The following is a 26927-nucleotide window of genomic DNA, read 5'->3' as shown; positions in this document are numbered from 1 at the left end:
AGGAGGGGCCATTGCCACCCACGTCGATCAGCTTGAAAGAGCAGATGCTGCGGCGCCGCCCGGTTGTCGGCACGCCCGTCGCGTACGGGGCCGCGGACCACCTCAAGCGAACCATCGGCACCTTCCAGTTGACCATGTTCGGGGTCGGCTCGACGGTCGGGACGGGCATCTTCTTCGTCATGTCTCAAGCCGTGCCGGAAGCCGGCCCCGGAGTGATTCTCTCGTTCCTCATCGCCGGGCTCGCGGCCGGGCTGGCGGCCATCTGCTACGCCGAATTGGCCTCCGCCGTACCCGTTTCCGGATCTTCCTATTCGTATGCGTACACCACTCTGGGCGAGGTCGTCGCGATGGGGGTGGCGGCCTGCCTGCTGCTCGAATACGGGGTGTCGACCGCCGCGGTCGCGGTGAACTGGAGCGGTTACCTCAACAAGCTGCTCAGCAATGTCTTCGGTTTCCAATTGCCGCATGTCTTGTCGGCCGCGCCGTGGGATGCGCGGCCCGGCTGGCTGAATCTCCCGGCGATCATCTTGATCGGGATGTGCGCGCTGCTGCTCATCCGCGGCGCCAGCGAATCAGCCAGGGTCAACACGATCATGGTGCTGATCAAGCTGGGAGTTCTGGTCATCTTCGCGATCGTCGCGTTCACCGCCTTCGATGCGAGCCATCTCCGCAATTTCGCGCCATTCGGCGCTGCGGGCATCGGCTCGGCCGCCGGCACCATCTTCTTCTCTTATATCGGCCTCGACGCCGTGTCCACCGCCGGTGACGAGGTGAAGAACCCGCAGAAGACCATGCCGCGCGCGCTGATTGCGGCGCTGGTGACGGTCACGAGCGTCTACGTGTTCGTCGCGCTCGCCGCACTGGGCACCCAGCCGTGGCAGGACTTCGCCGGGCAGCAGGAGGCCGGCCTGGCCACCATCCTCGACAAGGTCACCCGCGGCAGTTGGGCCAGCACGATTCTGGCCGCGGGCGCCGTCATCTCGATCTTCTCCGTCACCCTGGTCAGCATGTACGGGCAGACCCGCATCCTGTTCGCGATGGGACGCGACGGGCTGCTGCCAACGCGCTTCGCGCGCGTGAACACGAACACCATGACGCCGGTGGGCAACACGGTGATCGTGGCCATCGCAGCCTCTGCGCTGGCCGCCTTCATACCGCTGGAAAAGTTGGCGGACATGGTGTCCATCGGGACGCTCACCGCGTTCGTCGTCGTATCCGCCGGAGTGATCATCTTGCGGGTGCGCGAGCCCGACTTGCCGCGCGGCTTCAAGGTTCCCGGTTATCCCGTCACGCCCGTCCTTTCGGTGCTGGCGTGCGGTTACATCCTCGCCAGTTTGCACTGGTACACCTGGATCGCGTTCAGCGGCTGGGTCGCGCTCGCATTAGCCTTCTACTTCGTGTGGGGCCGCCATCACAGCGCGCTCAACAGCGAAGCGCTCGAGCGGGACGCGCTGTGACCGTCGTCGTCGGTTACCGTGCCGGCAAGGTGGGACTCTCGGGTTTGCACCTGGGCGTGCGCATCGCGCGCACCCGCGGAACCTCGCTCACCGTGGTGACGATTGTGCCCAAACCGTGGCTGACGCCGTCGCTCGCCCGCGTCGACGCCGAATACGAGCTGTGGGCCGATGCCATGGCCGACGAGTCGGCGAAGGAGGCCGGCGGCGTCCTGAACACGGTGGCCGACGGAATCGAGGTCACGTACCTGCACCGCGCGCACGGCTCCGTGTCGGGGGGACTCCTCGAGGTCATCCACGAGATTGACGCCGACGTGCTGGTGCTGGGTTCGTTGCCCAGCGGCGGGCACGGCCAAGTGCTGATCGGCTCCACCGCCGACTGGCTGCTGCATGCGTCGCCCGTTCCGGTGGCCATCAGCCCCCGCAATTACCGTGCACACCAAGGCAAGTTGACCCGCCTCACCTGTGCCTACTCGGCCACCCCCGATGCGATCGACGTGGTGAGACGCTGCTTCGAGTTCGGTCAGCGATTCGGCGTGCCGATGCGGGTGATCACGTTTGCGGTCCGTGGCAAGACGATGTATCCGCCGGAGGTCGGGCTCGAGGTCGAGGATCAGGTATTGCAGGCCTGGGCGTCGCAAGCGCGTGGCATCCTCGAGGAGCTGAAGACGAGCGGGATCGTCAGCGAAGATGTTGCGCTGCAGGTGGTTACCGGCCGCAGTTGGAAAGATGCGCTGGCGGAGGCGGATTGGCAGGAGGGCGAGATCCTGGCATTGGGCACCCGGCCGCGCGGCGACATCCGGCGGGTCTTCCTCGGTTCCCGCAGCGCGAAGATCATCCGGGAAAGCCCCGTGCCGGTGCTGGTGCTGCCGGGCTAATGCTGCGCCGCGGCGTTCGCGGCCGCCTGCGCCCGCTTCAGGGTTGCCGCGACATCGCCGCGGCCCAAGAACATCTCGTCGAAATAGGGCCGCAGGGCATCGTTGCCGGCGGCGAAGCCGGCGCCGCCGGGAGCCGCGATGCGCGGGCCGTTGAGCACGGCGAAGAAGGGTGTGACGTCGACGCCCCTGGTGGACCAGTAATGGAAGTAGACCGGCTGAGCCGACAGGACCGCCGGGATGGCCGCGCCCTCGCGACCCAGGAACTCGTTGCCCTCCTTGCTGCCCATCCAGGCCAGGACCTGACGCACCGCGTCGGGATGTTTCGTCGCGGCATTGCCCGCCGCCGCAATGCCGTTCGTGACGCTCACCCGTCCGACCGGGCCCACCGGCATCATCGCCACCCCCCAGCGGAAGCGGGCATCGCGGGCCACCGGCGCCAAGTTGTAGGTGCCGGACTGGAACAGCGCCATCCTGCCGGCCAGGAACTGGTTGCGGGAGAAGTCGCCGTTGTCGTTGGTGTCGGACGCCGGCGGCGCGACGTGGTCGTCATTGATCAGGCCGACCAGATAGCGGAAGGCTTGCACGGCACCGGGATTGTCGAACGCGAACGTGTCGCCGCGCTGGAAAACACCGCCGGCCGAGCCGATGTAGTTGAGGTAGATACCCTGCGGGTCGTTGGCGGCGTTGTAGCCCCACTGCCGGACCCGTCCGGCGTCGAAACCCGCCGTGTTTCCGGGACGTCCGTCGGCGTCCACGGTGAGCCGGGTGAGCATAGGCCGCAGCGTGTCCTCGTCAGCGGCGCCCCACCGCAACCCGTTCAGCTGGGCGGGGTCGACGCCGGCCGCGGCGAGCAGGTCTGCGTTGTAATACAGCGCGATCCCGGCATCGGTCAGCTGCGGCACCCCCCACAGCGTGTCTCCACGGGTGAACTGGCCGACGACCGCCGAATCCCACGCCGGGGCGGCCCTGTCGATCTTCATCAGCCGACCACTGTCGGCGTAGGCGGCCAGATAGGCGTTGGACAGCCAGAAGATATCGTCGGCACTGCCGCCGGCGATATCGGTGCGAAGCGTGTCGAAGTACGTCGAATACGCGACCACGCTGGTGTGCACCGCGATATCGGGATGCGCGCGATTGAACGCCTCGAACGACTGCCGATAGGCCGCGGCGATCTGCTCGGCCCAGACCCGCACCGTCACGACGATTTTGCCGCCGGGGGGCTGGCCGGAGTAGTCCAGCAGTACCGCGGTCGCACCCAACAGCACTGCGACCAGCGCGAGCGCCCCGGCCATCAGCGTCGAAAAGCGGGGCCGGCTCATGTCGCGCACCGAGATTGCCGTGGTGGTCGTGGATCGCCCGGAATCGCAGCCGTTACGGCAATCTCGGCGCGCGAACGGCTCACTTGAGCCCCGAGACGACGATCGATGCGACGATGTGACGCTGGAAGACGACGAACAGCGCGATCAGCGGGACGATCGCGACCGTCGTCGCCGCCATGACCAACGTCCACTGCGAGTTGAACCGCGACTGCAGATCGGCCGTCGCCACCGTAAGCACCCGCCACTTGTGGCCACTGGTGATCACCAAGGGCCACATGAAGTTATTCCACTGCGAGACAACCGTGATCAGCGTCAAGGCGGCCAACACCGGTCGGCTGGACGGAATCACCACGTGCACGATCACGTCCAAGGTGTTGGCTCCGTCCAGGTGGGCGGCGTTGACCAAGTCGTTCGGGATGATCCGAAAGTGCTCCCGCAACAGGAAGATCGTGTACGGCGAGCCGAACATGAAGGGCAGCACCAGCGCCCAGAACGTGTTACGCAGGCCGAGCTGGGCCATCATCAGATACAGCGGCACCACCGTGACCGTCCCCGGCACCATCAACGTCGCGATGTAGACCCAGAACAGAGCGTCGCGCCCCGGAAACTGCAAGCGGGCGAACGCGTATGCGGCCAATACCGAAAAGGTCAACTGGCCCACCAGGATCACCGCGGTCATCAACGCGGTCACCGCCGCCGCGCGGCCGAATCCGGCTCCACCGAGGTCGGCGTAGTTGGACAGAGTGAATGGTCGTGGCAGCTGCAGCGGCGTACCGGTGGCGAACTGGTGCGCCGAGGTGAACGAGGTCAACAAACCAAGGAGAAAGGGGACCAACGTGATCAGCGCACCGAGGATGAGCCCGCCGTAAATGGCGAGCCGGCTAAGTGAGGTCATAGCTGATCCGCCGCCGGAAGTAGAGGTGCTGCACCATCGTGGCGCCGATCAAGATGACGAACAGCACCACCGCCATCACCGACGCCCGCCCGATGGCCGCCGCGCCAAAAGCCTCGGCGTAGATGCGGTGGGCTACCAGATCGGTGCTGCCCCCCGGTCCGCCGCCGGTCAACGCGTAGACCATGTCGAAAACCTGTGCCGTGCTGACAATTCCGGTCACCAACACGAAGAACGTGGTCGGCCGCAGCATGGGCAGGGTGATGCGCCAGAACCGTTGCCAAGCGGTGGCGCCGTCGGTGCGCGCGGCGGCGTGAATGTCGTCGGGGATCGCCAGCAGGCCCGCCAGGAACGACAGGGAGACGTAGCCGACGTTGGTCCACACGACGACGGCCGACACGAGCGGCAGGGCAAAGCTGGGGTCCGAAAGCCATTCGATGCTGTGTCCCAGCAGGGTGCTCACGGCCCCGTCGGTCGGGGCCAAAATCCAGCGCCACAGCACGGCGATCGCCAGCGGCGCGCAGATCCAGGGCAGCACGTAGAGGGTGCGGAACAGGCCGGTGCCGGGAAGCTGGCGGGCCAGCATGGACGCGGCCAGCAGGCCCAGCACCGTCTGCGCCGGCACCACGATCGCCACGAAGAGAGCCGTGACGATCAGCGAGTTGGCGAAGTTGCGATCCGTCAACACCGACCGCCAGTTGGCCACGCCCACATAGTGCAGCGGGCCCAGCAGGTCCCAGCGGTAGAGGCTCAGCCAAATCACCACGAGGATGGGCAACAGCAAGAAGGCCACGACGCCGAACAAGCTGGGCGCCAGCAGGGCATAGCCCAGCGCGGTGGAACGAGGCTGTGTCCTCAGGGCGCCGCTGGCCATGGAGGTAATTAAAGCGGGCGGGGCCGGGGTTTGGGGTGAACGGCCGTTACGGTGGATCCGTGACACCGAACCGGGGGATCGATGCCGACTTCCTGAACCTGCCCCGCCACCAGTTGGCCGAGGCTGCGCTTTCGGCGGCCGGCGCGGCCGGCGCCAGCTATGCCGACCTGCGGGTTCACCGCATCGTCACCGAGATCATCCAGCTGCGTGACGGCGAGCTCGAGACGGCGGTCGTCAACCGCGAGGTCGGTCTGGCGGTGCGGGTGATCGTCGATGGCACGTGGGGATTCGCCTCGCACGCCGAGCTCGCGCCCTCGGTCGCGGCCGAGACGGCGCGTCGCGCCGTGCAGGTGGCCACCACCCTGGCGACGCTGAACAGCGAGCACGTCGAGTTGGCGCCCGAGCCGGTGTACGCCGACGCCACCTGGGTTTCCGATTACCGGATCGACCCGTTCAGCGTCCCGGCGAGCGACAAGATCGGTGTGCTGGAGGAATACTCCGGCCGGCTGCTCAGTGCCGACGGCGTCGATCACGTGTCGGCCGTTCTCACCGCCGTCAAGGAGCAGACGTTCTACGCCGATACCTTCGGATCGTCGATCACCCAACAGCGGGTGCGGGTGCAGCCGTCGCTGGAGGCGGTGACCGTCGACGCGGAGGCGGGCAGCTTCGACTCGATGCGCACGCTGGCCCCGCCGACGGGGCGCGGCTGGGAAGTGCTCGCCGGCGACGAGGTGTGGAACTGGACCGACGAGCTGGCGCAGTTGCCGTCGCTGCTCGCCGAAAAGGTCAAGGCGCCCAGCGTGACGGCGGGGCGCAAGGACCTGGTGATCGATCCCACCAACCTGTGGTTGACCATTCACGAATCCATCGGGCACGCAACAGAATACGACCGGGCCATCGGCTATGAGGCCGCTTACGCGGGAACGTCTTTCGCCACGCCGGACAAGCTCGGCACCATGCGGTACGGCTCCCCGGTGATGAACGTGACCGCCGACCGCACCGTCCAGCACGGGTTGGCCACCATCGGTTACGACGACGAGGGGGTGGCGGCGCAAAGCTGGGATCTGGTGCGCGACGGGGTGTTCGTCGGCTATCAGCTCGACCGGGTGTTCGCTCCGCGTCTCGGGCAGCCGCGGTCCAACGGGTGCTCGTATGCCGACTCGCCGCATCACGTGCCGATTCAGCGGATGGCCAACGTGTCGCTGCAGCCGGCGCGCGAGGACGTCAGCACCGCCGACCTGATCGGCCGCGTCGAGGACGGCATCTACATCATCGGCGACAAGTCATGGTCAATCGACATGCAGCGCTACAACTTTCAGTTCACCGGCCAGCGGTTCTTCCGCATCCGCGACGGTCGGCTGGATGGTCAATTGCGAGACGTCGCCTACCAGGCCACCACGACCGATTTCTGGAATTCCATGGAGGCCGTGGGCGGCCCGTCGACCTGGCGGTTGGGCGGCGCGTTCAACTGCGGCAAGGCGCAGCCCGGCCAGATCGCCCCGGTCAGCCACGGCTGCCCGTCGGCCTTGTTCCGCGGCGTCAACGTGCTCAACACCCGGACCGAGGGCGGCCGATGATCACCCCGCAGCATGTCGTCAACCTTGTGTTGGAGGAGGCCGCCAAGCTCGGCGGTGCCAGCGAGACCATGGTGCTCGTCACCGACAAAGTCGAGGCAACGTTGCGCTGGGCGGGCAATTCGATGACCACCAACGGTGTTTCGGTCAACCGCAGCATCACGGTGATCTCCGTCGTCCGCGCAGGGTCCAGCGCACGGGTCGGCACGATGGTTTCCGCCGAGGTGGATCCGCGGGTGATCCCCGAACTGGTGGCGGCGTCCCAGGAGGCGGCCCGCTCGGCGCCCGAGGCCGGTGACGCCGCGCCGCTGTTGACCGATACCGGGGCGCCGGTCGATTGGGACGCGCCGGTGCCCGGAACCGGGCCGTTGGTGTTCGCCGATGTCGCCGACTCCTTGAGTCGTGGGTTCCGTGGCGCCGATCGGTTGTATGGCTTTGCGCACCACAGCGTTTCGACGACGTTCCTGGCATCGTCGACCGGAGTGCGCCGCCGCTACACCCAACCCGCCGGGGCGGTGGAGATCAACGGCAAGCGCGGCGACGCAAGCGCATGGGCCGGTATCGGCACGCCCGACTTCGTCGACGTGCCAATGGATTCGCTGCTCGAGGAGCTGTCGATGCGGCTCGGCTGGGCCGAGCGCCGCGTGGAACTTCCCGCGGGGCGCTACGAGACGATCATGCCGCCGTCCACGGTGGCCGACATGATGCTTTACCTGGCCTGGTCGATGGCCGGCCGGGGCGCACAGGAAGGCCGCACTGCCTTCTCGGCGCCGGGCGGTGGGACGCGGGTGGGGGAGCGGCTCACCGAACTGCCTCTGACGCTGTTCTCCGATCCGATGGCGCCGGGGCTGGCGTGCACGCCGTTCGTCGCGGTGAGCAGCTCGTCGGAGACGGCGTCGGTCTTCGACAACGGCATGGAGATCGGTCAAGTGGACTGGATCCGCAACGGGGTGATCAACGCGCTGGCGTACCCGCGCGCGACCGCGGCCAAATACGATGCCCACGTCGCGGTGGCCGCCGACAACCTGGTGATGACCGGCGGATCGGCCGAGCTTGCCGACATGATCGCGGCCACCGAACGCGGCCTGCTGCTGACCACGCTGTGGTACATCCGCGAGGTCGACCCCACCACGCTGTTGCTCACCGGGCTGACTCGCGACGGCGTCTACCTCATTGAAGATGGCGAGGTGACCGCCGCCGTCAACAACTTCCGGTTCAACGAAAGTCCGCTGGACCTGCTGCGGCGGGTCACCGAGGCCGGGGCGAGCGAGAAGACCCTGCCCCGGGAGTGGGCGGACTGGGCCACCCGCGCTGCCATGCCGTCCCTGCGGATACCGGACTTCTATATGTCTTCGGTGAGCCAGGCGCAATAGGCGATTGCCGCCGGGCCGGCCGCGTTCTAGCGTGTGACGAATGGTGGCTCCGGTTTCGGTCCAAGAAGATCAGCTCTCCCGGTTGGTGGCCCTGGCTCCGGGCTCGCCGGCGGACGCGCGCATTGCGGCCCTAATTCGGCGGACGTGCGCCCAGACGCTGTCGCTACCGCCACTGCCCAGTCCCGTCGATGTCGTCGCGCCCGAGTCGGAGGCCGAAGCCGTCGCCACCGAGTTCGCCGAGCAGTTCAGCGCCGACGTCTCCGCGATCACCGAAGGGCAGCGGTCCCGGTTGATCAAGCACCTGGGCGATAAAGCATTTGGCGTAGTGGTCCTGATGTATATCGCCGACTTCGTGCCGCGGGTGCGGGCCGGGCTGGAAGCGCTCGGAGTCGGATCGGGGTACTTGGGCTGGGTCGACGGCACCATCGAGTGGGACAGCACCACCGACCCGCAGGGGCCGGTGTTCAACGACTTCTTGCCCGCGGTGGCCCGGATGCGTGCGCTGGACCCGGTCACCTCCGAGCTGGTCCGGCTGCGCGGGGCGGCTCAGCACAATTGCCGGTTGTGCAAGTCGCTGCGCGAGGGCACGGCACTCGATGCCGGCGGTTCGGAGACGCTCTACGACGAGATCGATCGCTTCGAGTCGTCGGCGCTGCTCGATGACCGCGCGAAAGCGGCCCTGCGCTACGCCGATGCGTTAATTTGGGCCCCTGCGCACCTCGCCGCCGACGATGTCGCCGAGGTGCGCCCCCGGTTCTCCGACGCCGAGGCCGTCGAGCTCACCTTTGACATCATGCGGAATGCAAGCAACAAAGTTGCCGTCGCTTTGGGCGCCGACGCCCCCAGGGTGGAGCAGGGTACCGAGCGATACCTGCTCGGAGCCGACGGCAAGACCGTCTTCAACTGAGCCGTTCGGCGGCCGAAGCGGCCCCGGTGCGGGGCGATTAGCCAATGGTCAAGAGGCTTTCGACCCTGCCTAGGAGGCCTCAGCGGGCGTGGATCGGACGACGGCCCGAGGCCCGGGGCGAAGTAGCGAATGTTAACCATCCGTACACGGTCACGCAAACTAAAGTTCGCCGCTCAGGCCGCAGGTACTGGCTAAATTTATGTCGCGACACCAAAACTCATATGTGAACTCATATGTGCCGGTGATCTCAGATGGCAGCGCCGCCTGAGTTTACGACCATAGACCGCGTGACTGTTAGCCGTTGCCCGGATCGCTGTCGGTTAGCAGTTATCACACAAGGCTTGGCTTGCGTCGGAGAGCAACTTCGCTTCCCACGCAGAGGGAGGACCGGAGATGACAACCACCCGTTCGCGCCCGCGCATGCGCGGGTCATCGGTCTGGGTTGCAGGCGTCGCGCTGGGGGCCTCGATGCTCGGTGGCGCGGTGCTGTCGGCGCCGCAAGCCTCGGCGTCTTGCCAATTGAGTCCGAAAGACGACCAGTACATCCAGCTGCTCGCGCAGAACAAGATGGTCCACAACGCCGACTTCAGCGATTGCACCGAGGCCGCCGAGGGACGGTGGTTCGCCGACCAGGTCCGCAACCATCCGAATCCGTTCGGAGAGGCCCAGGAGCTGGTCAACATGATCACGAACACGACGTCGATGAACCAGGCCCAGGCCGAGTGGGAGGTCGAGTCGGCGATCTACGTCTACGCGCCGGACGTGATCCCCAAGATCAAGGATCAGGCCGCGCACGCAGACTGGCCGACGGCGTAACGACTCGGCTCGCCAGCTAACTCAAGTAAGGCACCGGCACCGCCGGCATCGGCGATCAAAGCGAAGCGCGTGATTGCCCGTCGGCGGCGGCCGTCGATCGCCTGCGGGTCACTTGGCGGTCGGAAGCTTCTGAATCGCAACGATTTTGGCTAACCACTGTTCATTCATTGTTTGACGAACCGGTCGTTTGCGACGCTCGTCGACGGTGGTACTAGAGCGTTAGCGCGAAAGGAAAATCAGCAAATTTCCACGATGAGGGGGTCTGGAGAAGTGACGACTACACGATCGCGCGCGCAGATGCTGGCGGTGGGGGCCGCCGGCGTTGTGGGAGCCGCAATGTTCGGTGGTGCCGTGCTCACAGCGCCGCATGCCTCGGCGTCGTGCAACATGAGCCCCGCCGACGATCAGTACATCAAGCTGCTGGCGCAGAACAAGATGGTTCACAACGCGGATTTCAATGATTGCAGCGAGGCCGCCGAGGGACGGTGGTTCGCGTCTCAGATCCGGTCCAACCCAAACCCGTTCGGAGAGGGTCAGGAGCTGATCAACATGATCACCAGGACCACGCCGATGAGCCAAGCCCAGGCCGAGTGGGAAGTTGAGTCGGCGGTCTATGTCTATGCACCGGACGTGATTCCCAAGATGAAGGACGAGGCCGCGCGGCAAGTGCCCGGGCAGCCCGCGCCCGTGTGACGCCCCGATGCCGCCCCCGGCGGCGTACTTCGCGGGCGTGAGCTGGCCTGTGCGTAAGGAATGTTGAAGCGCCGAAAGGGCTTTGGCTCTTTGCGTTCGCTATGCAGTGAAACTGCACGAAGGTCAGGGATGCGCCTCAACCCGTACTGCGCGTGATTTCGAGGACGCTGGTCGGCGATGCGCCCGCCGGTACTTGTCCAGCGCGTCGACGCCAAACAGGAGCGGCACCGCGGCCAGGGCGACGGCCCAGCCCCACAGGGGTGGATTCCATTGACCGAGCAACCGTGCGATGGGTGGCACCCACAGTTCGACAAGGGAAAAGGCCAGCCCGATGAACGCCGCGGGCACCAGGAGCCGGTTGGTGACCCAACCCAACGCTCCCGGCCAGCGCGAGGAGGACCTGCACGCGAAGACGTTGGCGGTCTGGGCGAATACGACGGTGATGAATGCCGCGCCGGATGCCGCTGCCAGGTTGTGCCCGGTCGGGAACGGGTTTGCGGGACGCCAGCCGAGCGCTATCAGGGACACCACGAAGGCGGTGAGCGAGACGACGGCCTCGAGCGGCCCCAGCACCCCGAAGGCCCGGCGTAGCACCGTGCGGTTCATGAGCCGGCCGTGAACCGGGGGGCCCTCGAGCAGGTGCTTCGCGGGCGGCTCGGCGCCGAGTGCGACCGCCGACAGGGTGTCGGTGCCGATGTCGAGCGCAATGATCTGCAGAACACCGAGCGCGAGAGGGAACAGGCCGCCCGAAAGCGCCCAGACGAGGAAAGGTGCCAGCTCGGCAACGTTGTCGGTCAGGTGGTACGTCAGGAACCGGCGGATGTTGACGAAGGTGGCGCGCCCTTGCTCGATGCCGGCCACAATGCCGGCGAAGGAGTCGTCGAGCAGAACCAGGTCGGCAGCCTCGCGTGCGACGTCGGTGCCGGAGCGGCCCATCGCCACACCGATGTCCGACTCGTGCAGTGCCGGAGCGTCGTTGACTCCGTCGCCGGTCATCGCGACCACGTGGCCCCGGGAGCGAAGGGCACGGGCGATGCGGAGTTTGTCCTCGGGAGACACCCGAGCGATTACCACCCCGTCGTGGTCGAGGACAGCGGCGAGATGCTGGTCGTCCTCCGGTAAATCCGCTCCTAACAGCACCGCAGAGTCGGCGGATCGTAGCCGCACCTCGTTGCCGATGGCCGTGGCGGTGGCGGGATGATCACCGGTCACCATCGCCACCTTGACCCCCGCCTTGCGGCACGCGTCGAGGGATGTGGAGATGTCTTCACGCGGCGGATCCTCGAGCGCCACCAAGCCGAGCATGCGCAACCCCTGTTCGCATTCCTGCTGGTCCCGGGGTGTACGGCCGTTCCTCGGGCCCGCGGCGACGGCGAGTACTCGGAGCCCCCGGGCGGTAAGGGTGTCCACGGCTTGGTGCGCCGCCGGGTCGTCACCGCAGAGCGGGAGCACGGCGTCCGGCGCCCCCTTTACGACGATCTCGTCGGCCAGCGCGACAGCCATGCGGCGCAGCCGGGGGTCGAAGGGGAACCGCAGCTCAGCGTGGGCGGTGCGACGGTCCTCGACGGTGTCGATGCCCAGTCGTCGGGCGAAGGTATCGAGGGCAGCCTCCATCGGGTCGCCGTGGGCCCGCCACTGCCCGTCGACTTCTTCGGCGTATCCAGTGGAGCAGCGTTCCCCGGCCAGGGCGAGCCGGCGAATGGACTCCTCTGCGATTGGTGAGGACCACGTGAGTCGCGCTGTGGGCCCGTAGCCGGCGCCGTCGATGGCCAACGAGCCGGCCGGCGACCAGGCTTCGACCACCGTCATCTGGTTGCGAGTGAGCGTTCCCGTCTTGTCGGTGCAGATGAACGTCGTGGACCCGAGCGTCTCGACGGCCTCGAGGTTGCGGACCAGGATCTGCCGCTTCGCCATCTGCTCCGAGCCCCAGGCGAGAGACAACGTCACGGTGGGCAGCAGCGCCTCCGGGACCAGGGCGACCGTGACCCCGATCGCGAACACGAAGGCCTGCTGGATCGGGTTGCCCACGAGCACAGAGACGAGCAGGAACAGCACACCCACACCGATTGCGATCGCTGCGATGAGGCGGACGACACCACGCAAACCGCGGGTCAGTGGCGTGTCCGGTTTCCTGGTCGAGGTTGTCAGCCGGGTGATGCCGGCCAGGCGGGTCTGTTGGCCGATCGCAGTGACCAGGGCGCGCGAATCTCCTTCCACCACAAAAGTGCCCGCGAACAGGGGCTCGCTTGCTGCGACTGCGCCGGCCTCGCTCTCGCCGGTGAGCATGGAGGAGTCGACGAGCAACCGGTTCTGGCTGAGCACCACGGCGTCGGCGGGAACGCGGTCGCCGCTTTCGAGTAGCAGCACATCGCCTACGACTACGTCCTCGGCCTCGATCACCCGCCGAGCACCGTCACGCAAGACTGTGACGCGCGTCGGCAACATCTCTTGGAGCCGGTCGGCGGCCCGGTCTGCCCGCGCTTGTTGGATCAAGGAGAAGACCCCGTTCAGCACGATTACCGCGATGATGGCGACGCTGAGTTGGGGCAGCTTGGCCAGGAAGGCGAGCACTGCGGCCGCCCAGAGCAGCAGGGCGAAAAAGTGCGTCAGCTCCGCGAGCAGCCGGCGAGCGATCGACGGCCGCCTCGCCGCGGGGAGCTTGTTGGCACCGCCCTGCGCGCGCCGCTCGGTCGCCTCGGCGGTCGTCAGGCCGAGCGTCCTGACGTCGGCCATGACTCTCCTCTCCGCTGAGCGCGACGGTGATCTCTCGGCGGCGATGGCAAGCGCTCTTGCGGGGGCCCTCACGATTCGTCGCCAGCAACCGACGAAATGCTATAACCGGCGCGGCCGAATGGCCGAAGACCTGATCTGCCCGGGATCCCGCCCGACGGACATTGATGTTGGCGTTCGGCTACCGTTTCCTACGGAACATCGCTAGGGGCGGTAGCTCAGTTGGTTAGAGCCGCGGACTCATAATCCGTTGGTCGCGGGTTCGAGCCCCGCCCGCCCCACCTTGAACAGCCCCACCGCAAACAGCCCCACCGGGTGTTTACCCGCCACAGTTCGGCGGTGGGGCGACGGTCCTGCGGCCGCCGCAACTGAACGCGGCTGAAAAGACGGCACCGACCAGGCGTCAGCTGCTTCTCATGAGTTTTCCGCGTCCCGCAGCGCGGGTACTCGTCTGAGCACCATGACAGCAATGTCCGACCGGCGCACGGACGACATCGACTCTTGTGTGCGCGTTTACGGGACGCGGGTCCACAATCTGCGGGGTGTCGACGTCGCAGCGCCCCGCGACGCGCTGGTCGCGTTCACCGGGATCTCCGGATCCGGCAAATCGTCGTTGGCCTTCGGGACCATCTATGCCGAGGCCCAGCGCCGCTACTTCGAGTCGGTCGCCCCATACGCGCGTCGCCTGCTCCTGCCAGCCGGCGCGCCAAAGGTAGATGACATCACCGGTCTGCCGCCCGCTGTCGCATTGCAGCAGCGGCGCGGTTCTTCGACGTCGCGGTCGACGGTCGGCACGGTCACCACTCTGTCGAACCTGCTCCGGATGCTGTTCTCGCGCGCCGGAACCTATCCGTCTGGGGCCACGGAACGACTCGACTCCGACGCATTCTCCCCGAACACCGCGGTTGGGGCATGCCCCGAATGCCACGGGCTGGGACGAATCCATCGGGTGACCGAGGAGACACTGGTGCCGGACCCTTCGCTGAGCATCCGCGAGGGTGCCGTCGCCGCGTGGCCGGGCGCGTGGCAGGGCCAAAACCTACGCGACATCCTGGTCACGCTGGGGTACGACATCGACAAGCCATGGCGGAAACTTCCCAAACGCCAACGCGATTGGATCCTGTTCACCGATGAGCAGCCAACAGTCGAAATCGATCCGCGTCAGCACCCCGTGCAGGCCGATTACTACTACAACGGGACGTTCTCCAGTGCCGAACGACACGTCCGCCACACGCTGGCCAACTCGCACAGCGCGATGATGCGCCGCCGCGTGCTGCAATTCGTCGACACCGTCGAATGCCCGGTATGCGGCGGTTCCGGGCTACGACCGGAAGCGCTGAAGGTGACATTCGCGGGGCGCACCATCGCCGACTACGCGGGGATGCCGTTGGCCGACCTTGCCAACACGTTGCGCCCAACGGCTTCTCGGACCGATGCCGCGGCGGCGTACGAGTCCACGGAATCCGGGGAGTTGACGGAAGTGGCGACGATGATCGCCGCCGACCTGGTCGCGCGCCTGCAGGTACTCATCGACCTCGGCCTCGGGTATCTGACGCTTAGTCGCCGCACTCCGACTGTGTCACCCGGCGAATTGCAGCGGTTGCGGTTGGCCACCCAATTGCGCGCCGGCTTGTTCGGCGTGCTTTACGTGCTCGACGAGCCGTCGGCCGGACTGCACCCTGCGGACGCCGAACCGCTACTCGACGTGCTCGATCGCCTACGGCGCGCGGGCAATTCGTTATTCGTGGTCGAGCACGACATGGATGTGGTACGCCGTGCAGATTGGATCGTCGACGTCGGACCCGGGGCGGGGGAGCTTGGCGGGGATGTGCTCTACAGCGGGCCGGTGCCCGGTCTGGCCGACATCGAGGAATCAGTGACTCGCAAGTACCTCTTCGAAAGGGCCAGCACGACGCCTCGTCAACCTCGCACGCAGTCCGGGCAGCTGCGGCTGCGCGGGATCTGCTTCCACAATCTGCGAGACCTCGACGTTGACCTGCCACTTGGCGTGTACACCGCGGTCACCGGAGTGTCCGGCTCAGGCAAGTCGACGCTCGTCGTCAAGGTCCTCGGCGACGTCGTGAACAGCCACCTCGGCACCGGACGCGCAGCCGAGCCGGCCGCATCCGATGACGACGAAACCGACACCGAAGTCGTCGATCTCGATCGCGATGCGAGCGTCGGCGTGACGGTAGATGGTGTCGAGGAGATCAATCGGTTGGTATCCGTCGACCAGCGCCCGATCGGACGCACTCCGCGCTCCACACTGGCGACCTACACCGGCATGTTCGACGCCGTGCGCCACGAATTCGCCGCGACTCCGAAGGCCCGTCGCCGCGGTTGGACGGCGGGCAGGTTTTCGTTCAACGTGTCCGAAGGTCGTTGCCCCACCTGTCAGGGGGAGGGGTTCGTCTCGGTCGAATTGCTGTTTCTGCCAGGGACATACGCTACATGCCCCGCGTGTCAGGGAGCGCGTTACTCCGACGAGACACTCGAGGTGCGATATCGCGACCGCACGATCGCAGACGTGCTCGCGATGACCGTCGACGAGGCCTCACACTTTCTTGCCGACGTCACGAAGGCGGCGCGGAGTCTGAACACGTTGCGAGAGGTCGGACTGGGATATCTCCGCCTCGGACAGCCCGCGACCGAGCTGTCCGGCGGTGAGGCGCAGCGGATCAAGCTCGCCTCCGAACTGCAGCGGCCTCGGCGAGGACACACCCTCTACGTCCTCGACGAGCCGACGACCGGGCTGCATCCCGCCGACGTGGATGTGCTGGATGGTCAATTGCATCGCCTGGTCGACGCGGGCAATACCGTAGTGGTGGCCGAACACGACATGCGGATGGTTGCCGGCGCCGACTGGGTGATCGACCTGGGACCGGGAGCAGGCAGCGACGGCGGTCGGGTCGTTGCGGCCGGCCCGCCCAGGAAGGTGGCACATGCGAAACACAGCCGCACGGCGCCGTATCTCGCAAAGCGGTTGGCGCCGTCCGCTCCTCGATGAACAAGTTGTGTTGTTGATGAACCACTCGGCGCTCTTCGTCGGACGTGCGCCCAGCTGCGCCATCCACCAGACCTGCTCAGGTATCTGAGTTGCTTTGCGACTGTGCCAGTGGCGGCCGATCGAGCTCGTCGCCGAACTGGAGCTCCAGTTAAAGCGTTGCGCTCGCGCTGGGGCGAGGCCAGGCCCCGGCGTGTTCGTTACAAATCACAAGAAGCGACAGGGGAAGCTCATGGCAACGTTACGGAAGCGCTAGCTACTAAGACCCAAAAACGGTTCGCTCGGATGCGGGTGGCCGACGGACCGGCAACCGTCAGGCGGGGCATGAAGCCAACGGCAAACTTGAGTTGGAACCGACTCGCCACATGGGGACGTGTGTCAGTCCGATTTGCCGAATCGCTCGCGTTGCCGGACCCCGTATGCAGCGGCCTTAACGGCCTCGTCGTCCTCCATCCCGGATCCCAGGGCACCGCCCAATGTTGCTACCGCCGACACCAGCCAGGCCATCAGCAATAAGGATGAGAGGCCGACTGGGTGGCCGATGTTGTGGGCGACCAGTTGCGGCGGAAGCGTCCACCAGGCCGTGAGCAGTAGCAGGATGAACAGCCCGATGTGGAGAATGGCGACGCCAATTGTCAGGGTGACGACGGTCGCTGCGTTGTACAACACCGCGCGTTCACGTTCGCCGGCCGACGGCGGCCGTTCCCATAATTTGTGGTCGAGGATGAGCCACCCGATCATCGCAGCGCTCGCCAAGATCGTCGCAACGCTCAACCGCCACGGGCCCATCGTGTCGGACAACTGCCACATTGTCGGATATGCCAGGCTCACGGCCCCAGCGGCGAACGCCGCCATCAGCACCTTGGACAAACCAGCAGCCAATCGCCACGGACGGTTGGCGTAAACCATTCCCATCAGAAGGTGCAGACGTGACAGGGCGGTCGACGCGACATAGCGGACAACACCGTCGTCCTGTGTCCGCGTCAGCCGCTTCATGGATCCGTGTTGCCTCCCCGACTGGCACGTCAGCTCGGTCACGACTGTCTGTGCCAGGTTCCTCACCCGGCGATCGATGAACACACCGCCCACTCCAGGGATGGAAATCAGTCCGAACCGGTTATTCAAGCTGATATCAACAATCACCGGCGTCGTCCCGACGCGTCGCGGTAGATCGGTCAGGTAGATAACGATGTCCTCGGGCTTGCCAGCCGGGTCAATGATGCGTATCACCTCTAAGACCTCGGCATGCTCGTCGACCGGATAGGACTCGCGTCGCACGGACACGTCCCACTTGCCATCTGCGGCAGCACAGTCCATCAGCTGACTCGGGAGCGAATCCGAAAGGCGTTCGGCGATCGCCGCCGGAACACCGGGATCGGCGACTAGCAAGATCGATGACGGGGCGCCTGGCATTGGTCCCCCGCATACCCGTACCCCACACGGCCAAACGTCCCTGGTGACCGTACTGAGTCCGGCACGACATTGGCAGGCTGCACGTCTGACCCGATTCACTGTCCTCGGCCCGTCATCCCGGTTGGCTGGTGGCTGGTCACCCCGGGGCGACCGCCGCCGATCAGGTCCCGAAGTACTCGTGGATTTGGCGTATTGCCATGGCTCCTTCGCCGACCGCGGATGCCACTCGCTTCACCGACCCGCTGCGCACGTCTCCAGCGGCGAAGACACCGGGCACGCTGGTTTCCAAGAAGACCGGGCGGCGGACCGTGGTGAGACCGTCCGCGCCTGCAATGTGATTCGCTGCGGCCTGCCCGGTTTCGACGAAACCGTGGTGGTCGAGCGCGACTGTGCCGACCAACCACTCGGTGTTCGGGTCCGCCCCAATGAACACGAAAAGTGCGCGCGCCTTGATAGATTCCCGCTCAGCGGTTTGATTATTCTCGGCCACAACGCTTTTCAACGCTTCGTCGCCCTGGACTTCGCGGACTTCGGTGTTGAGACGGACCATTACCCGCGGCTGCTGAGCTATCTGGTCGACGAGGTAGCGCGACATGCTTTTGCCGAGGTCGTTTCCCCGTACCAGCAGATATACCCGCGACACGTGAGTTGCCAGGAACACGCTCGCCTGTCCGGCGGAGTTACCGGCCCCGACGATAACAACCGGGCCGTCACCGCACAGCAGCGCTTCCTGATAGGTAGCGGCGTAATACACGCCGTTGCCCTGGAATGCATCGATCCCCGGCACCGCCAGGCGGCGATAACGTGCTCCGGTGGCCAGCACCGCGGATCGGCTTACGGCCACGGTGTCGTCGGCAAACGTGATCTGGAGCTGCCCGCCGTCAGATTCCAGCCGGGTGGCCTCCGCGGATACCGAGACTCGCGCGCGGAACTTATCGGCCTGCAAGAACGCACGTTCGGCGAGGTCAGACCCAGAGATTCCGGCCGGGAAACCCAGATAATTCTCAATGCGGGACGACGTCCCGGCCTGGCCGCCGACGGCGATCCGCTCTATCGCCGAAGTCCGCAATCCGTCGGAAGCGCCGTACACCGCAGCCCCCAGACCGGCCGGACCGGCGCCGACCACTATCACGTCGCGTTCGTCGCTGATTACGTCTGGGACGGTGAGGCCCACCACCCGGGCAAGCTCGACATTGCTGGGATTGCGCAGCACCCGGGTTCCCCAGATCACCACCGGCGTGTCCTCGGGCGGAATACCGAAACGGTGCAGCAGCCGCTCGGCGTTGCGGTCACGTTCCAGATCCAGCCATCGGTGTGGTAATCGGTTGCGGGCGGCGAACTCTCGTAAACGCGCAGTGTCGGGCGAGAAGCACGACCCGATAATCCGGAACCCGACGCGCTGCCCGATCAATAGGGAACGACGCACCAGATACGCACGCAAAACCAGGTCGCTAAGAACTTGGTCATGGGCGACCAGAGCGCGCACGCGACTGGTGGGAACCGCCAACACCTCGCCCTCGACCACAACGATCGCCGTGTAGAACGCTGGCTGGCCTTCCAGATCGCCGAGCTCCCCCAGGAACCTACCGGCTCCGTGCACGCGCAGCACCCGCCTCTCACCCGACTCGTCATCGGTCACGATTGCGACTTTGCCCGACAAAATTACAAACAACTCGTCGGATCGCATGCCCTCGCGAATCAGGACTTCGTCAACCCCAACCCGCCGCCTGCTGCCGCCGGGGAGCAGTGTCGCGATCCGGTCCTCGGTCAACCGTGGGTATGCACCGAACAGGTCCGGGGTCTCCTCCCACTCCTGGGTTGCCGGGACTGACGATTCCACGGACGTTACGTCAGACATCAGCCACCTCAGACATAGATTTCGTGGACATAGCACCAACGCCACGATTCGCCGGGCTCGAACGATTGGACGATGGGATGGCCCACCGTGTGGGCGTGTTTACGGGCGTGGCGCATCGGAGACGAATCGCAACACCCGACGTGCCCGCAGCTCAGGCACAGCCGAAGATGCAGCCACGGGGTATGCAGACGCAAACATTCCTCGCAGCCATCGGGAGTTCTGGGCGTGACCCTGCGGATGGCCGCCAAGTCGGGGTCGACGAATATCGACGTCATGATTGCGCCTCCTTGGTTGTCGTTGACAGTGCTTGGTCCAGCCAATTGCGCAGCGCCGCAACAGGAGCGGCACCCGATTGCCGACCCAGTACTTGCCCGTGGTCAAGGAGCAACAGTGTCGGCACCGCCTGAACCGCGAACCGCTGCGAAATCGCCGGCGCTTTGTCCACATCGACCTTGACAAGCTTGAGTTGTCCGGCGCGTTCGCTGGCGAGCTGCTCCAGCGCTGGGCTCACCATGCGGCACGGTCCACACCAGGTCGCCCACAGGTCGACAAGTACTGGAACCGAGGATTTTTCGGCAACCTCGGCGAAGTCCAGGTCACCGGCCGCAGCGATCCACGGCAGCCACTGGTGGCAGTTGGCGCACCGGGGCTTCCCCGCGGCCACCGTGGGTACGCGGTTGCGTTTACCGCAGTGCGGGCATGTCACGATGTCTGTTTCCATGGTCCTCCGTTAGGCCGCAAGGGCCGGTTCCGAATAGCCCACGGCAAGTTCGCCATTGCTCACGGTGACGCGGATCTTGCCCCCGCCCGCGATGTCGCCGCGTAGCAGCGCCCGGCCGATCTTGGTCTCCACCTCGTGGGCGATGTAGCGGCGCAGCGGCCGCGCGCCGTACACAGGATCGTAGCCATGCCCGGCGATCATCCGGCGAGCGTCCGGGGTAATATCGAGCTCGATTTGCCTTTCCGCCAACCGATCCCGCAACTCGGCCAGCTGCAGCTCGACGATCCGTTCGAGCTGCGGCATCGACAGTGGGGTGAACAACACCGTGTCGTCGACGCGGTTGAGAAACTCGGGCCGGAAGTGTCCGCGCAGCTCGGCCATCACCCGGTCGCGGGCATCGGGCTTGATCTCGCCGTCTGCGGTGACACCGTCGAGCAAGTACTGCGATCCGATGTTGGAGGTCATGATGACCACCGTGTTGCGGAAATCGACCTGGCGTCCCTGTGCATCGGTGAGCCGGCCATCGTCGAGCACTTGCAGCAGGGTGTTGAACACATCGGCGTGCGCCTTCTCGATCTCGTCGAGCAGCACCACCGAGTAGGGCTTGCGACGCACGGCTTCGGTGAGCTGGCCACCCTCCTCGTAGCCGACGTATCCCGGTGGCGCACCGACCAACCGGCTCACGGTGTGCCGTTCCTGGTACTCGCTCATGTCCAGCCGGACCATGTTGTCCTCGCTGTCGAACAACGCGGCGGCCAGCGTCTTCGCGAGCTCAGTCTTACCGACCCCGGTGGGTCCCAGGAAGATGAACGAGCCGATCGGGCGGCGCGGATCCCGGATTCCGGAGCGGGCGCGAATCACCGCATCGGCTACCAGCTGGACCGCCTCGTCCTGACCGATCACCCGCTCGTGCAGTATTTCGTCGAGCCGCAGCAGCTTTTCCCGTTCGCCCTCCTGCAACCGCGCGACCGGTATTCCGGTCCATGCGGCCACGATTTCGGCGATCTCGTCCTCGGTGACGACCTCGCGCAGCAACCGCTTTTCGCCCTGCTTGGACTTCAGCTGCTCCTCGGCCGCTTGCAGTTTGCGTTCCACATCGGTGATCTGGCCGTAGCGCAACTCGGCCGCCCGGTTGAGGTCATAGTTGCGTTCGGCTTCCTCGGCCTCGTGCCGGAGCTGCTCGAGTTGCCCGCGCAGTTCCTGTACCCGCCGGATCGCCTGCCGCTCGGCATCCCATTGCGCGTGCCGGGCGTCGGCCTCCGCCCGCAGGTCGGCCAGTTCTTTGCGGAGTTCCTCCAGACGGGACTTGCTGGCCGGGTCGGTCTCCTTGGCCAGCGCCGCCTCCTCGATCTCGAGCCGGGTGACTCGACGGGTGATCTCGTCCAACTCCGCTGGCATCGAGTCGATTTCGGTACGCAGCCGCGCACACGCCTCGTCCACCAGGTCGATCGCCTTGTCCGGAAGGAACCGGTCGGTGATGTAGCGGTGCGACAGGGTTGCCGCCGCCACCAGGGCCCCATCCTGAATCCGCACGCCGTGGAACACCTCGAGGCGTTCGCGCAGGCCGCGCAGGATCGAAATGGTGTCCTCCACATCGGGTTCGTCGACCAGCACCGTCTGGAACCGGCGCTCCAACGCGGCATCCTTTTCAATGTGCTTACGGTATTCGTCCAGTGTGGTGGCGCCGATCATGTGCAGCTCACCGCGGGCCAGCATCGGCTTGAGCATGTTGCCGGCGTCCAGGGACCCCTCCGTCGCCCCCGCTCCGACCACGGTATGCAACTCGTCGACGAACAGCAGGATTCGACCCTCGCCCGCCTTCACCTCCGACAGCACCGCCTGCAGCCGTTCCTCGAATTCGCCCCGATACTTCGCACCTGCCACCAACGAACCCATGTCGAGCGAGAAAATTGTCTTGTCCCGCAGGCCTTCCGGGACGTCGCCGCGCACGATCCGCTGGGCCAGCCCCTCCACGATCGCCGTCTTGCCGACTCCGGGGTCGCCGATGAGCACCGGATTGTTCTTCGTCTTGCGGCTGAGGATCTGGATCACCCTGCGGATCTCAGCGTCTCGGCCGATCACCGGGTCCAGCTTGCCGGCGCGGCCTTCGGCAACCAGGTCGCGGCCGTACTTTTCCAGCGCCTCGTAGGCCCCCTCCGGCGACGCTGACGTGACCCGCTGGTTGCCGCGGACCTTGGCCAGCGCGGCGAGAAACGATTCGCGGGTGATGCCATGGGAGGCCAGCATCCGTCCGGCGGCACTCGCCGATCCCTCTTCGGCGAGGGCGATGACGAGGTGCTCCACCGACACGTATTCGTCCTTGAGCCGCTTGGCTTCCCGCTCGGCAGCCTCCAGCAGATTCGCCAGGCGCCTGGTGACAGAGACCTGGCCTGGCGCAGCGCCGGGGCCGGTCACCCGCGGGCGCCGATTCAGCTCGCGTTCCAGGTCCGCACGCAGTGCCGCGGTCTCGGCGCCCGCCTGATCAAGCAGCCGGGGGACGAGACCCTCGGGCTGGTCGATCAGCGCCAACAGCAGATGTTCGCCGTCGACCTCGTTCTGACCCATCCGGGTCGCGACGCTCTGTGCTTCGGCCAACGCCTCCTGTGACTTCTGCGTCAGCTTGTTGATGTCCACCGCGATGTCCTCCTTCGGTGAGAAGCGGATTCCAGCTCTTCGATGTGGTCCAGCAGGTCGAGCACCAGCCCGATCGCCGCGTAGTTCAGTCCCAGGCCGGCCCTCAACCGCTGGACGCGGGCGACTGTCACCAGCGCAGATGGCTCGAACCAGAGATCGCCGCGGGCATCCTGCTGGCAAGCCACGAGGCCGAGCGCCACCAGCCGGCGCACCATGTCGGGATGCAACGCGCAGCGTGTTGCGAAGACGTCGAGCTCCATTCGGGGCCGCCGCGCCAGGACATTGCGTGCTGCGGTCATCGTCCCCTCCTCGGGTCGAACGTGGACACCGTCGCCAATTGCTCGAACAGCTCGCGTTCCCGCGCAGTGGGTTTCGGTGGCACCATCACCTTGATTTCTGCGTAGAGGTCGCCTGCGGCGCCGCGCGGGTTGGGCATGCCTTCGCCGCGCAGCCGCAACCGACGACCGGTCGACGACCCTTGCGGCACCTTAACTTTCGCTTCGCCGCCGGGAGTTCGAATAGCGACAGTGGTCCCCAGCACCGCCTCCCACGGCGACACCGGCAGGTCGACGGTGACGTCGCGTCCGTCGAGCCGGAATCGGGGATGCGGCTTGATACGCACCCGCAGGTACAGATCTCCGGCCGGTCCATCGCCGCTACCTCGGCCGCCTTCTCCCGCCAGCCGTATCCGCTGACCGTCGATGACCCCGGCGGGGATGTTGACCCCGTAGTTGCGGCCATCGAGTGAGAGCTGCCGTTTGCCGCCCCGGTAGGCCTCCTCGACGGTCAGCTCCAGCACCGCTTCCTGGTCGGCGCCCGGAATCGGCCCGAATCCGCCACTGCCACCGAACATGTCGCCGAAAAGGTCTTCGATGTTGATGCCGCCGGCGCCGCCGAAGCCCTGGCCGTAGCGCACCCGAGCGCCGGAGGGTCCGCTTCCGCGGAAGCCACCCGCGCCGGCGCCCACCCGCTCCTCCCAGTCCTCGGGAACCTTGCGAAAGTCTTCGCCGAATCGGTCGTAGCGCTTGCGGGTTTCGGGGTCCGACAGCACGTGATAGGCCTCGTTGACCTCCTTGAACCGATCTTCGGCCGCTGGATCTTTATTAACGTCGGGGTGATACTTGCGGGCCAGAGTGCGGAACGCCCGCTGGATCTGATCGGCGGTCGCGTCCCGCGACACCCCGAGCACGTCGTAGTAGTCGCCGGCCACGAAGCGTCACTCCCCGCGTCGGCTGACCACCACGGCCGCCGGCCGCAGTTGCCTCGAACCTTCGCCGTAGCCCGGTCGTAACACTTCGAGAACCGTCCCGGCCGCGCTGTCCGGCTGGTCCACCACACCGACCACCTCGTGACGCTCCGGGTCGAAAGGAATTCCTGCCTCCGTATCGCGTGGATAGCCGAGCTGCTCGAGAACTTGTAGCGCTTGTTCGAGAACGCTCCGCACGCCGTCGAGGACCGCGTCGGACCGGTCACCGGCATGACTGATCGCCCGCTCCAAATTGTCCACGACGGGCAGCCACGCGCCGGCCACCCTGGATCGTTCCTTTGCTCGTTCGCGGTCCAGTTCGCGGACATGCCGCTTGCGCGCATTGTCGAGATCGGCGACGGCGCGCCGCCAGCGGTCTTCGAGTTGGGCGCGGTCCTTGCCTGAATCGGATTGCGAGGCAACCGTTTCTGGCGGGTGATCGTCGACCCGTCCACCGTCCTCTTCGGTCTTGGAATGTTCTGCGGGGCTGACCATTGCGGCTCAGCCCCGGTCGAACTCGGCGTCGACCACGTCGTCGTCACGCACTCGAGAGCCCTCGCGCTGGCCGGTCGGATGCCCGTTGCCGCCACCGGACGGCATCGGCTGCAGCCCGTAAAGCACTTGCTGCAGTTCGGACGTCAGGGACTGCACCCGGTCCATCGGTGCGTCTTCCTTCACGGCTTGGCGCGCGTCGGCGACCAGCATCTCGGCGCGTGCGCGATCGTGCGGCGCCGCCGAGTCGCCCAGTTCGGCAAGTCGGCGCTCCACCTGGTATGCCGCCGAGTCGAGCGCGTTGCGCGCCTCGACGGCGGCACGCAGTTGCTCGTCCTCGCGGCGGTTGGCCTCCGCCTCGGCGAGCATCCGCTCCACCTCGGACTTATCGAGGTTCGACTGCTCGCTGATGGTGATGCCCTGCTCGGCACCGGTGTCCTTGTCGCGCGCTGTGACGTGCAGGATGCCGTTCGCGTCGATGTCGAAGATGACCTCGATCTGTGGCTCACCCCTGGGTGCCGGGCGGATGTTCTCCAGCTTGAACCGACCGAGTACCCGGTTGTCCCCGGCCATCTCCCGTTCACCCTGCAGCACAACGATATCCACGGCCGGCTGGTTGTCCGCCGCGGTGGTGAACACCTCGCTGCGCCGTGCCGGGATGGTGGTGTTGCGCTCGATGATTTTGGTCATCAGCCCCCCGGCGGTCTCCACGCCCAGCGACAATGGGGTGACGTCGAGCAGCAATACGTCGGAGACCTCGCCCTTGAGCACACCGGCCTGGATCGCTGCGCCGAGCGCGACGACCTCGTCGGGGTTAACGCTCATGTTGGGGTCGTTGCCGCCGGTGAGACGGCGGACCAAAGCCTGGACTGCGGGGATCCGGGTGGAACCGCCCACCAGGATCACCTCGTCGATGTCGTTCGCGCTCACCTTGGCGTCGCTCATCGCCTGCTTGACCGGGCCCATCGTTCGCTCGATCAAGTCCGCGGTGAGGTCCTCGAACTTCGATCGCATGATCGTGGTGGTCAGATGCTTCGGCCCACTGGCGTCGGCGGTGATGAACGGCAGATTGACCTGGGTCTGCGCCACCGACGACAATTCGACCTTCGCCTTTTCGCCCGCCTCGAACAGTCGCTGTAACGCCTGGGGGTCTTTCCGCAAGTCGATGTTGTTCTCGCGCTCGAACTCATCGGCGAGGTAGTCGACCAGCCGGCGGTCGAAGTCGTCGCCACCCAGGTGCGAATCACCGGCCGTGGCGCGGACCTCGACCACCCCATCACCCACGTCGAGGAGGCTGACATCGAACGTACCGCCGCCGAGGTCGAAGACGAGCACCGTCTCGTGCCCCTTCTTGTCCAGCCCGTAGGCCAAAGCCGCGGCCGTGGGCTCGTTGATGATGCGCAGCACGTCAAGGCCGGCGATCCGGCCGGCATCCTTGGTGGCGTTGCGTTGGGCGTCGTTGAAATAGGCCGGAACGGTGATCACCGCTTCCTTGACCCGCTCACCGAGGAACTTGCTGGCGTCGTCGACGAGTTTGCGCAGCACCTGGGCGCTGATCTCCTCGGGCGAATACTTCTTGCCGCGTACTTCGAATCGGGCGGCACCGCCGTCGCCCTCGACAACGTCGAAGCTGACTGCCTTGGCCTCTTCGGATATCTCGTCGAATCGGCGGCCGATGAATCGCTTCGCCGAATAGATGGTGCCCTTCGGATTCATGATCGACTGGCGCCTGGCTAGTTGCCCGACCAGGCGCTCACCGCTTTCTGTGAACGCCACCACCGAGGGCGTGGTCCGCGCCCCTTCGGCATTTGGGATCACGATCGGTTCCCCGCCCTGCCAGGCGGCGATCACCGAGTTAGTTGTCCCGAGATCGATGCCTACCGCTGTTGCCATTGTCTATTCCCTTCGGTTGGCGCTGGTCAGGATTTGCAGCGCACAGTCGGCCACCTCAACGTCGGCCACGACACACGTCAAAGCCACGGATTCTCCTAGGCTGGAACGCGTTTCACCGCGGCGCCGACATCGGCTGGCCGTAATTCACGCACCGAG

21 protein-coding genes and 1 tRNA gene are annotated in these 26927 nt (G+C 66.1%); 9 read left to right on the top strand and 13 right to left on the bottom strand.

What is annotated here, in order from left to right:
* The first annotated feature begins 11 nt into the window (after nucleotides 1-11).
* Together A5750_RS16130 and A5750_RS16125 are read left to right on the top strand one after the other, a co-directional pair.
* The gene (locus A5750_RS16130; protein ID WP_156659286.1) at nucleotides 12-1457 is read left to right on the top strand and encodes an amino acid permease; all 1446 of its coding nucleotides are present in this window, start codon (nucleotides 12-14) and stop codon (nucleotides 1455-1457) included.
* Nucleotides 1454-2332, top strand: a complete 879-nt coding sequence (locus A5750_RS16125; protein ID WP_067264131.1) for a universal stress protein — start codon at nucleotides 1454-1456, stop codon at nucleotides 2330-2332. Before A5750_RS16130 ends, A5750_RS16125 begins: the two co-directional genes overlap by 4 nt.
* On the opposite strand, the gene A5750_RS16120 is transcribed toward A5750_RS16125, so the two are convergent.
* The 3 genes from A5750_RS16120 to A5750_RS16110 all read right to left on the bottom strand — a co-directional run bounded on the left by A5750_RS16120 (nucleotide 2329) and on the right by A5750_RS16110 (nucleotide 5402).
* The gene (locus A5750_RS16120; RefSeq protein WP_067264128.1) at nucleotides 2329-3651 is read right to left on the bottom strand and encodes a sugar ABC transporter substrate-binding protein; all 1323 of its coding nucleotides are present in this window, start codon (nucleotides 3649-3651) and stop codon (nucleotides 2329-2331) included. The two genes, A5750_RS16125 and A5750_RS16120, sit on opposite strands and share 4 nt — an antisense overlap.
* Nucleotides 3652-3730: 79 nt before the next feature.
* Nucleotides 3731-4546, bottom strand: a complete 816-nt coding sequence (locus tag A5750_RS16115; RefSeq protein ID WP_067264125.1) for a carbohydrate ABC transporter permease — start codon at nucleotides 4544-4546, stop codon at nucleotides 3731-3733.
* Nucleotides 4533-5402, bottom strand: coding sequence for a carbohydrate ABC transporter permease (locus A5750_RS16110; RefSeq protein WP_156659292.1), 870 nt, complete (start codon nucleotides 5400-5402; stop codon nucleotides 4533-4535). The genes A5750_RS16115 and A5750_RS16110 overlap by 14 nt, the downstream gene beginning before the upstream one ends.
* 74 nt (nucleotides 5403-5476) lie before the next feature.
* Between A5750_RS16110 and A5750_RS16105 the strand changes: the two genes are divergently transcribed.
* From A5750_RS16105 to A5750_RS16085, 5 genes are all read left to right on the top strand, one after another.
* Nucleotides 5477-6994, top strand: a complete 1518-nt coding sequence (locus A5750_RS16105; RefSeq protein ID WP_067264172.1) for a TldD/PmbA family protein — start codon at nucleotides 5477-5479, stop codon at nucleotides 6992-6994.
* A complete protein-coding gene (locus A5750_RS16100) occupies nucleotides 6991-8364 on the top strand; it encodes a TldD/PmbA family protein (RefSeq protein WP_066949178.1) in 1374 nt (457 codons plus the stop codon). The genes A5750_RS16105 and A5750_RS16100 overlap by 4 nt, the downstream gene beginning before the upstream one ends.
* A 40-nt stretch (nucleotides 8365-8404) precedes the next feature.
* Nucleotides 8405-9271 carry a carboxymuconolactone decarboxylase family protein gene (locus tag A5750_RS16095; RefSeq protein ID WP_067264122.1) on the top strand — a complete coding sequence of 289 codons (867 nt, stop codon included), beginning with the start codon at nucleotides 8405-8407 and terminating at the stop codon, nucleotides 9269-9271.
* Nucleotides 9272-9664: 393 nt separating this feature from the next.
* Nucleotides 9665-10087: a hypothetical protein gene (locus A5750_RS16090; RefSeq protein ID WP_066949172.1), complete on the top strand. Its 423-nt coding sequence runs from the start codon at nucleotides 9665-9667 to the stop codon at nucleotides 10085-10087.
* Between the two features lie 297 nt (nucleotides 10088-10384).
* Complete coding sequence (locus A5750_RS16085; RefSeq protein WP_197505438.1) at nucleotides 10385-10780, top strand: DUF732 domain-containing protein; 396 nt, start codon at nucleotides 10385-10387, stop codon at nucleotides 10778-10780.
* 123 nt (nucleotides 10781-10903) lie between these two features.
* Here A5750_RS16085 and A5750_RS16080 read toward each other — a convergent pair whose 3' ends face one another.
* The gene (locus A5750_RS16080) at nucleotides 10904-13513 is read right to left on the bottom strand and encodes a cation-transporting P-type ATPase (protein ID WP_067264120.1); all 2610 of its coding nucleotides are present in this window, start codon (nucleotides 13511-13513) and stop codon (nucleotides 10904-10906) included.
* Between the two features lie 204 nt (nucleotides 13514-13717).
* On the opposite strand from A5750_RS16080, the gene A5750_RS16075 reads away from it, so the two are divergent.
* Both A5750_RS16075 and A5750_RS16070 read left to right on the top strand, forming a co-directional pair.
* Nucleotides 13718-13791 (top strand) — tRNA-Ile (locus A5750_RS16075).
* 179 nt (nucleotides 13792-13970) lie between these two features.
* On the top strand, nucleotides 13971-16517 hold the full coding sequence (locus tag A5750_RS16070; RefSeq protein WP_067264118.1) for an excinuclease ABC subunit UvrA: 2547 nt from the start codon (nucleotides 13971-13973) through the stop codon (nucleotides 16515-16517).
* 375 nt (nucleotides 16518-16892) lie between these two features.
* On the opposite strand, the gene A5750_RS16065 is transcribed toward A5750_RS16070, so the two are convergent.
* The 9 genes from A5750_RS16065 to dnaK form a co-directional block, all read right to left on the bottom strand.
* Nucleotides 16893-17927, bottom strand: coding sequence for a hypothetical protein (locus A5750_RS16065; RefSeq protein WP_067264115.1), 1035 nt, complete (start codon nucleotides 17925-17927; stop codon nucleotides 16893-16895).
* Nucleotides 17928-18087: 160 nt separating this feature from the next.
* The gene (locus A5750_RS16060) at nucleotides 18088-19698 is read right to left on the bottom strand and encodes an FAD-dependent oxidoreductase (RefSeq protein ID WP_231989228.1); all 1611 of its coding nucleotides are present in this window, start codon (nucleotides 19696-19698) and stop codon (nucleotides 18088-18090) included.
* A gap of 95 nt (nucleotides 19699-19793) precedes the next feature.
* On the bottom strand, nucleotides 19794-20060 hold the full coding sequence (locus tag A5750_RS25435) for a UBP-type zinc finger domain-containing protein (RefSeq protein WP_082959130.1): 267 nt from the start codon (nucleotides 20058-20060) through the stop codon (nucleotides 19794-19796).
* A complete protein-coding gene (trxA, locus tag A5750_RS16055) occupies nucleotides 20057-20506 on the bottom strand; it encodes a thioredoxin (protein ID WP_067264111.1) in 450 nt (149 codons plus the stop codon). The genes A5750_RS25435 and trxA overlap by 4 nt, the downstream gene beginning before the upstream one ends.
* A 9-nt stretch (nucleotides 20507-20515) precedes the next feature.
* The gene (gene clpB, locus A5750_RS16050; protein ID WP_067264109.1) at nucleotides 20516-23140 is read right to left on the bottom strand and encodes an ATP-dependent chaperone ClpB; all 2625 of its coding nucleotides are present in this window, start codon (nucleotides 23138-23140) and stop codon (nucleotides 20516-20518) included.
* A complete protein-coding gene (locus A5750_RS16045) occupies nucleotides 23122-23439 on the bottom strand; it encodes a chaperone modulator CbpM (protein ID WP_067264107.1) in 318 nt (105 codons plus the stop codon). The genes clpB and A5750_RS16045 overlap by 19 nt, the downstream gene beginning before the upstream one ends.
* Nucleotides 23436-24350, bottom strand: coding sequence for a DnaJ C-terminal domain-containing protein (locus tag A5750_RS16040; RefSeq protein WP_067264105.1), 915 nt, complete (start codon nucleotides 24348-24350; stop codon nucleotides 23436-23438). Before A5750_RS16040 ends, A5750_RS16045 begins: the two co-directional genes overlap by 4 nt.
* 6 nt (nucleotides 24351-24356) lie before the next feature.
* Nucleotides 24357-24881 carry a nucleotide exchange factor GrpE gene (locus A5750_RS16035; protein ID WP_067264104.1) on the bottom strand — a complete coding sequence of 175 codons (525 nt, stop codon included), beginning with the start codon at nucleotides 24879-24881 and terminating at the stop codon, nucleotides 24357-24359.
* Nucleotides 24882-24887: 6 nt separating this feature from the next.
* A complete protein-coding gene (gene dnaK, locus A5750_RS16030) occupies nucleotides 24888-26771 on the bottom strand; it encodes a molecular chaperone DnaK (protein ID WP_067264102.1) in 1884 nt (627 codons plus the stop codon).
* Nucleotides 26772-26927: the final 156 nt, after the last annotated feature.

This window comes from Mycobacterium sp. 852002-51613_SCH5001154 (assembly GCF_001667425.1).
Classification (GTDB): Bacteria; Actinomycetota; Actinomycetes; order Mycobacteriales; family Mycobacteriaceae; genus Mycobacterium.
The sequence above is the reverse complement of the archived record's forward strand: the minus strand, read 5'-3'. Positions and strand labels throughout refer to the sequence as shown.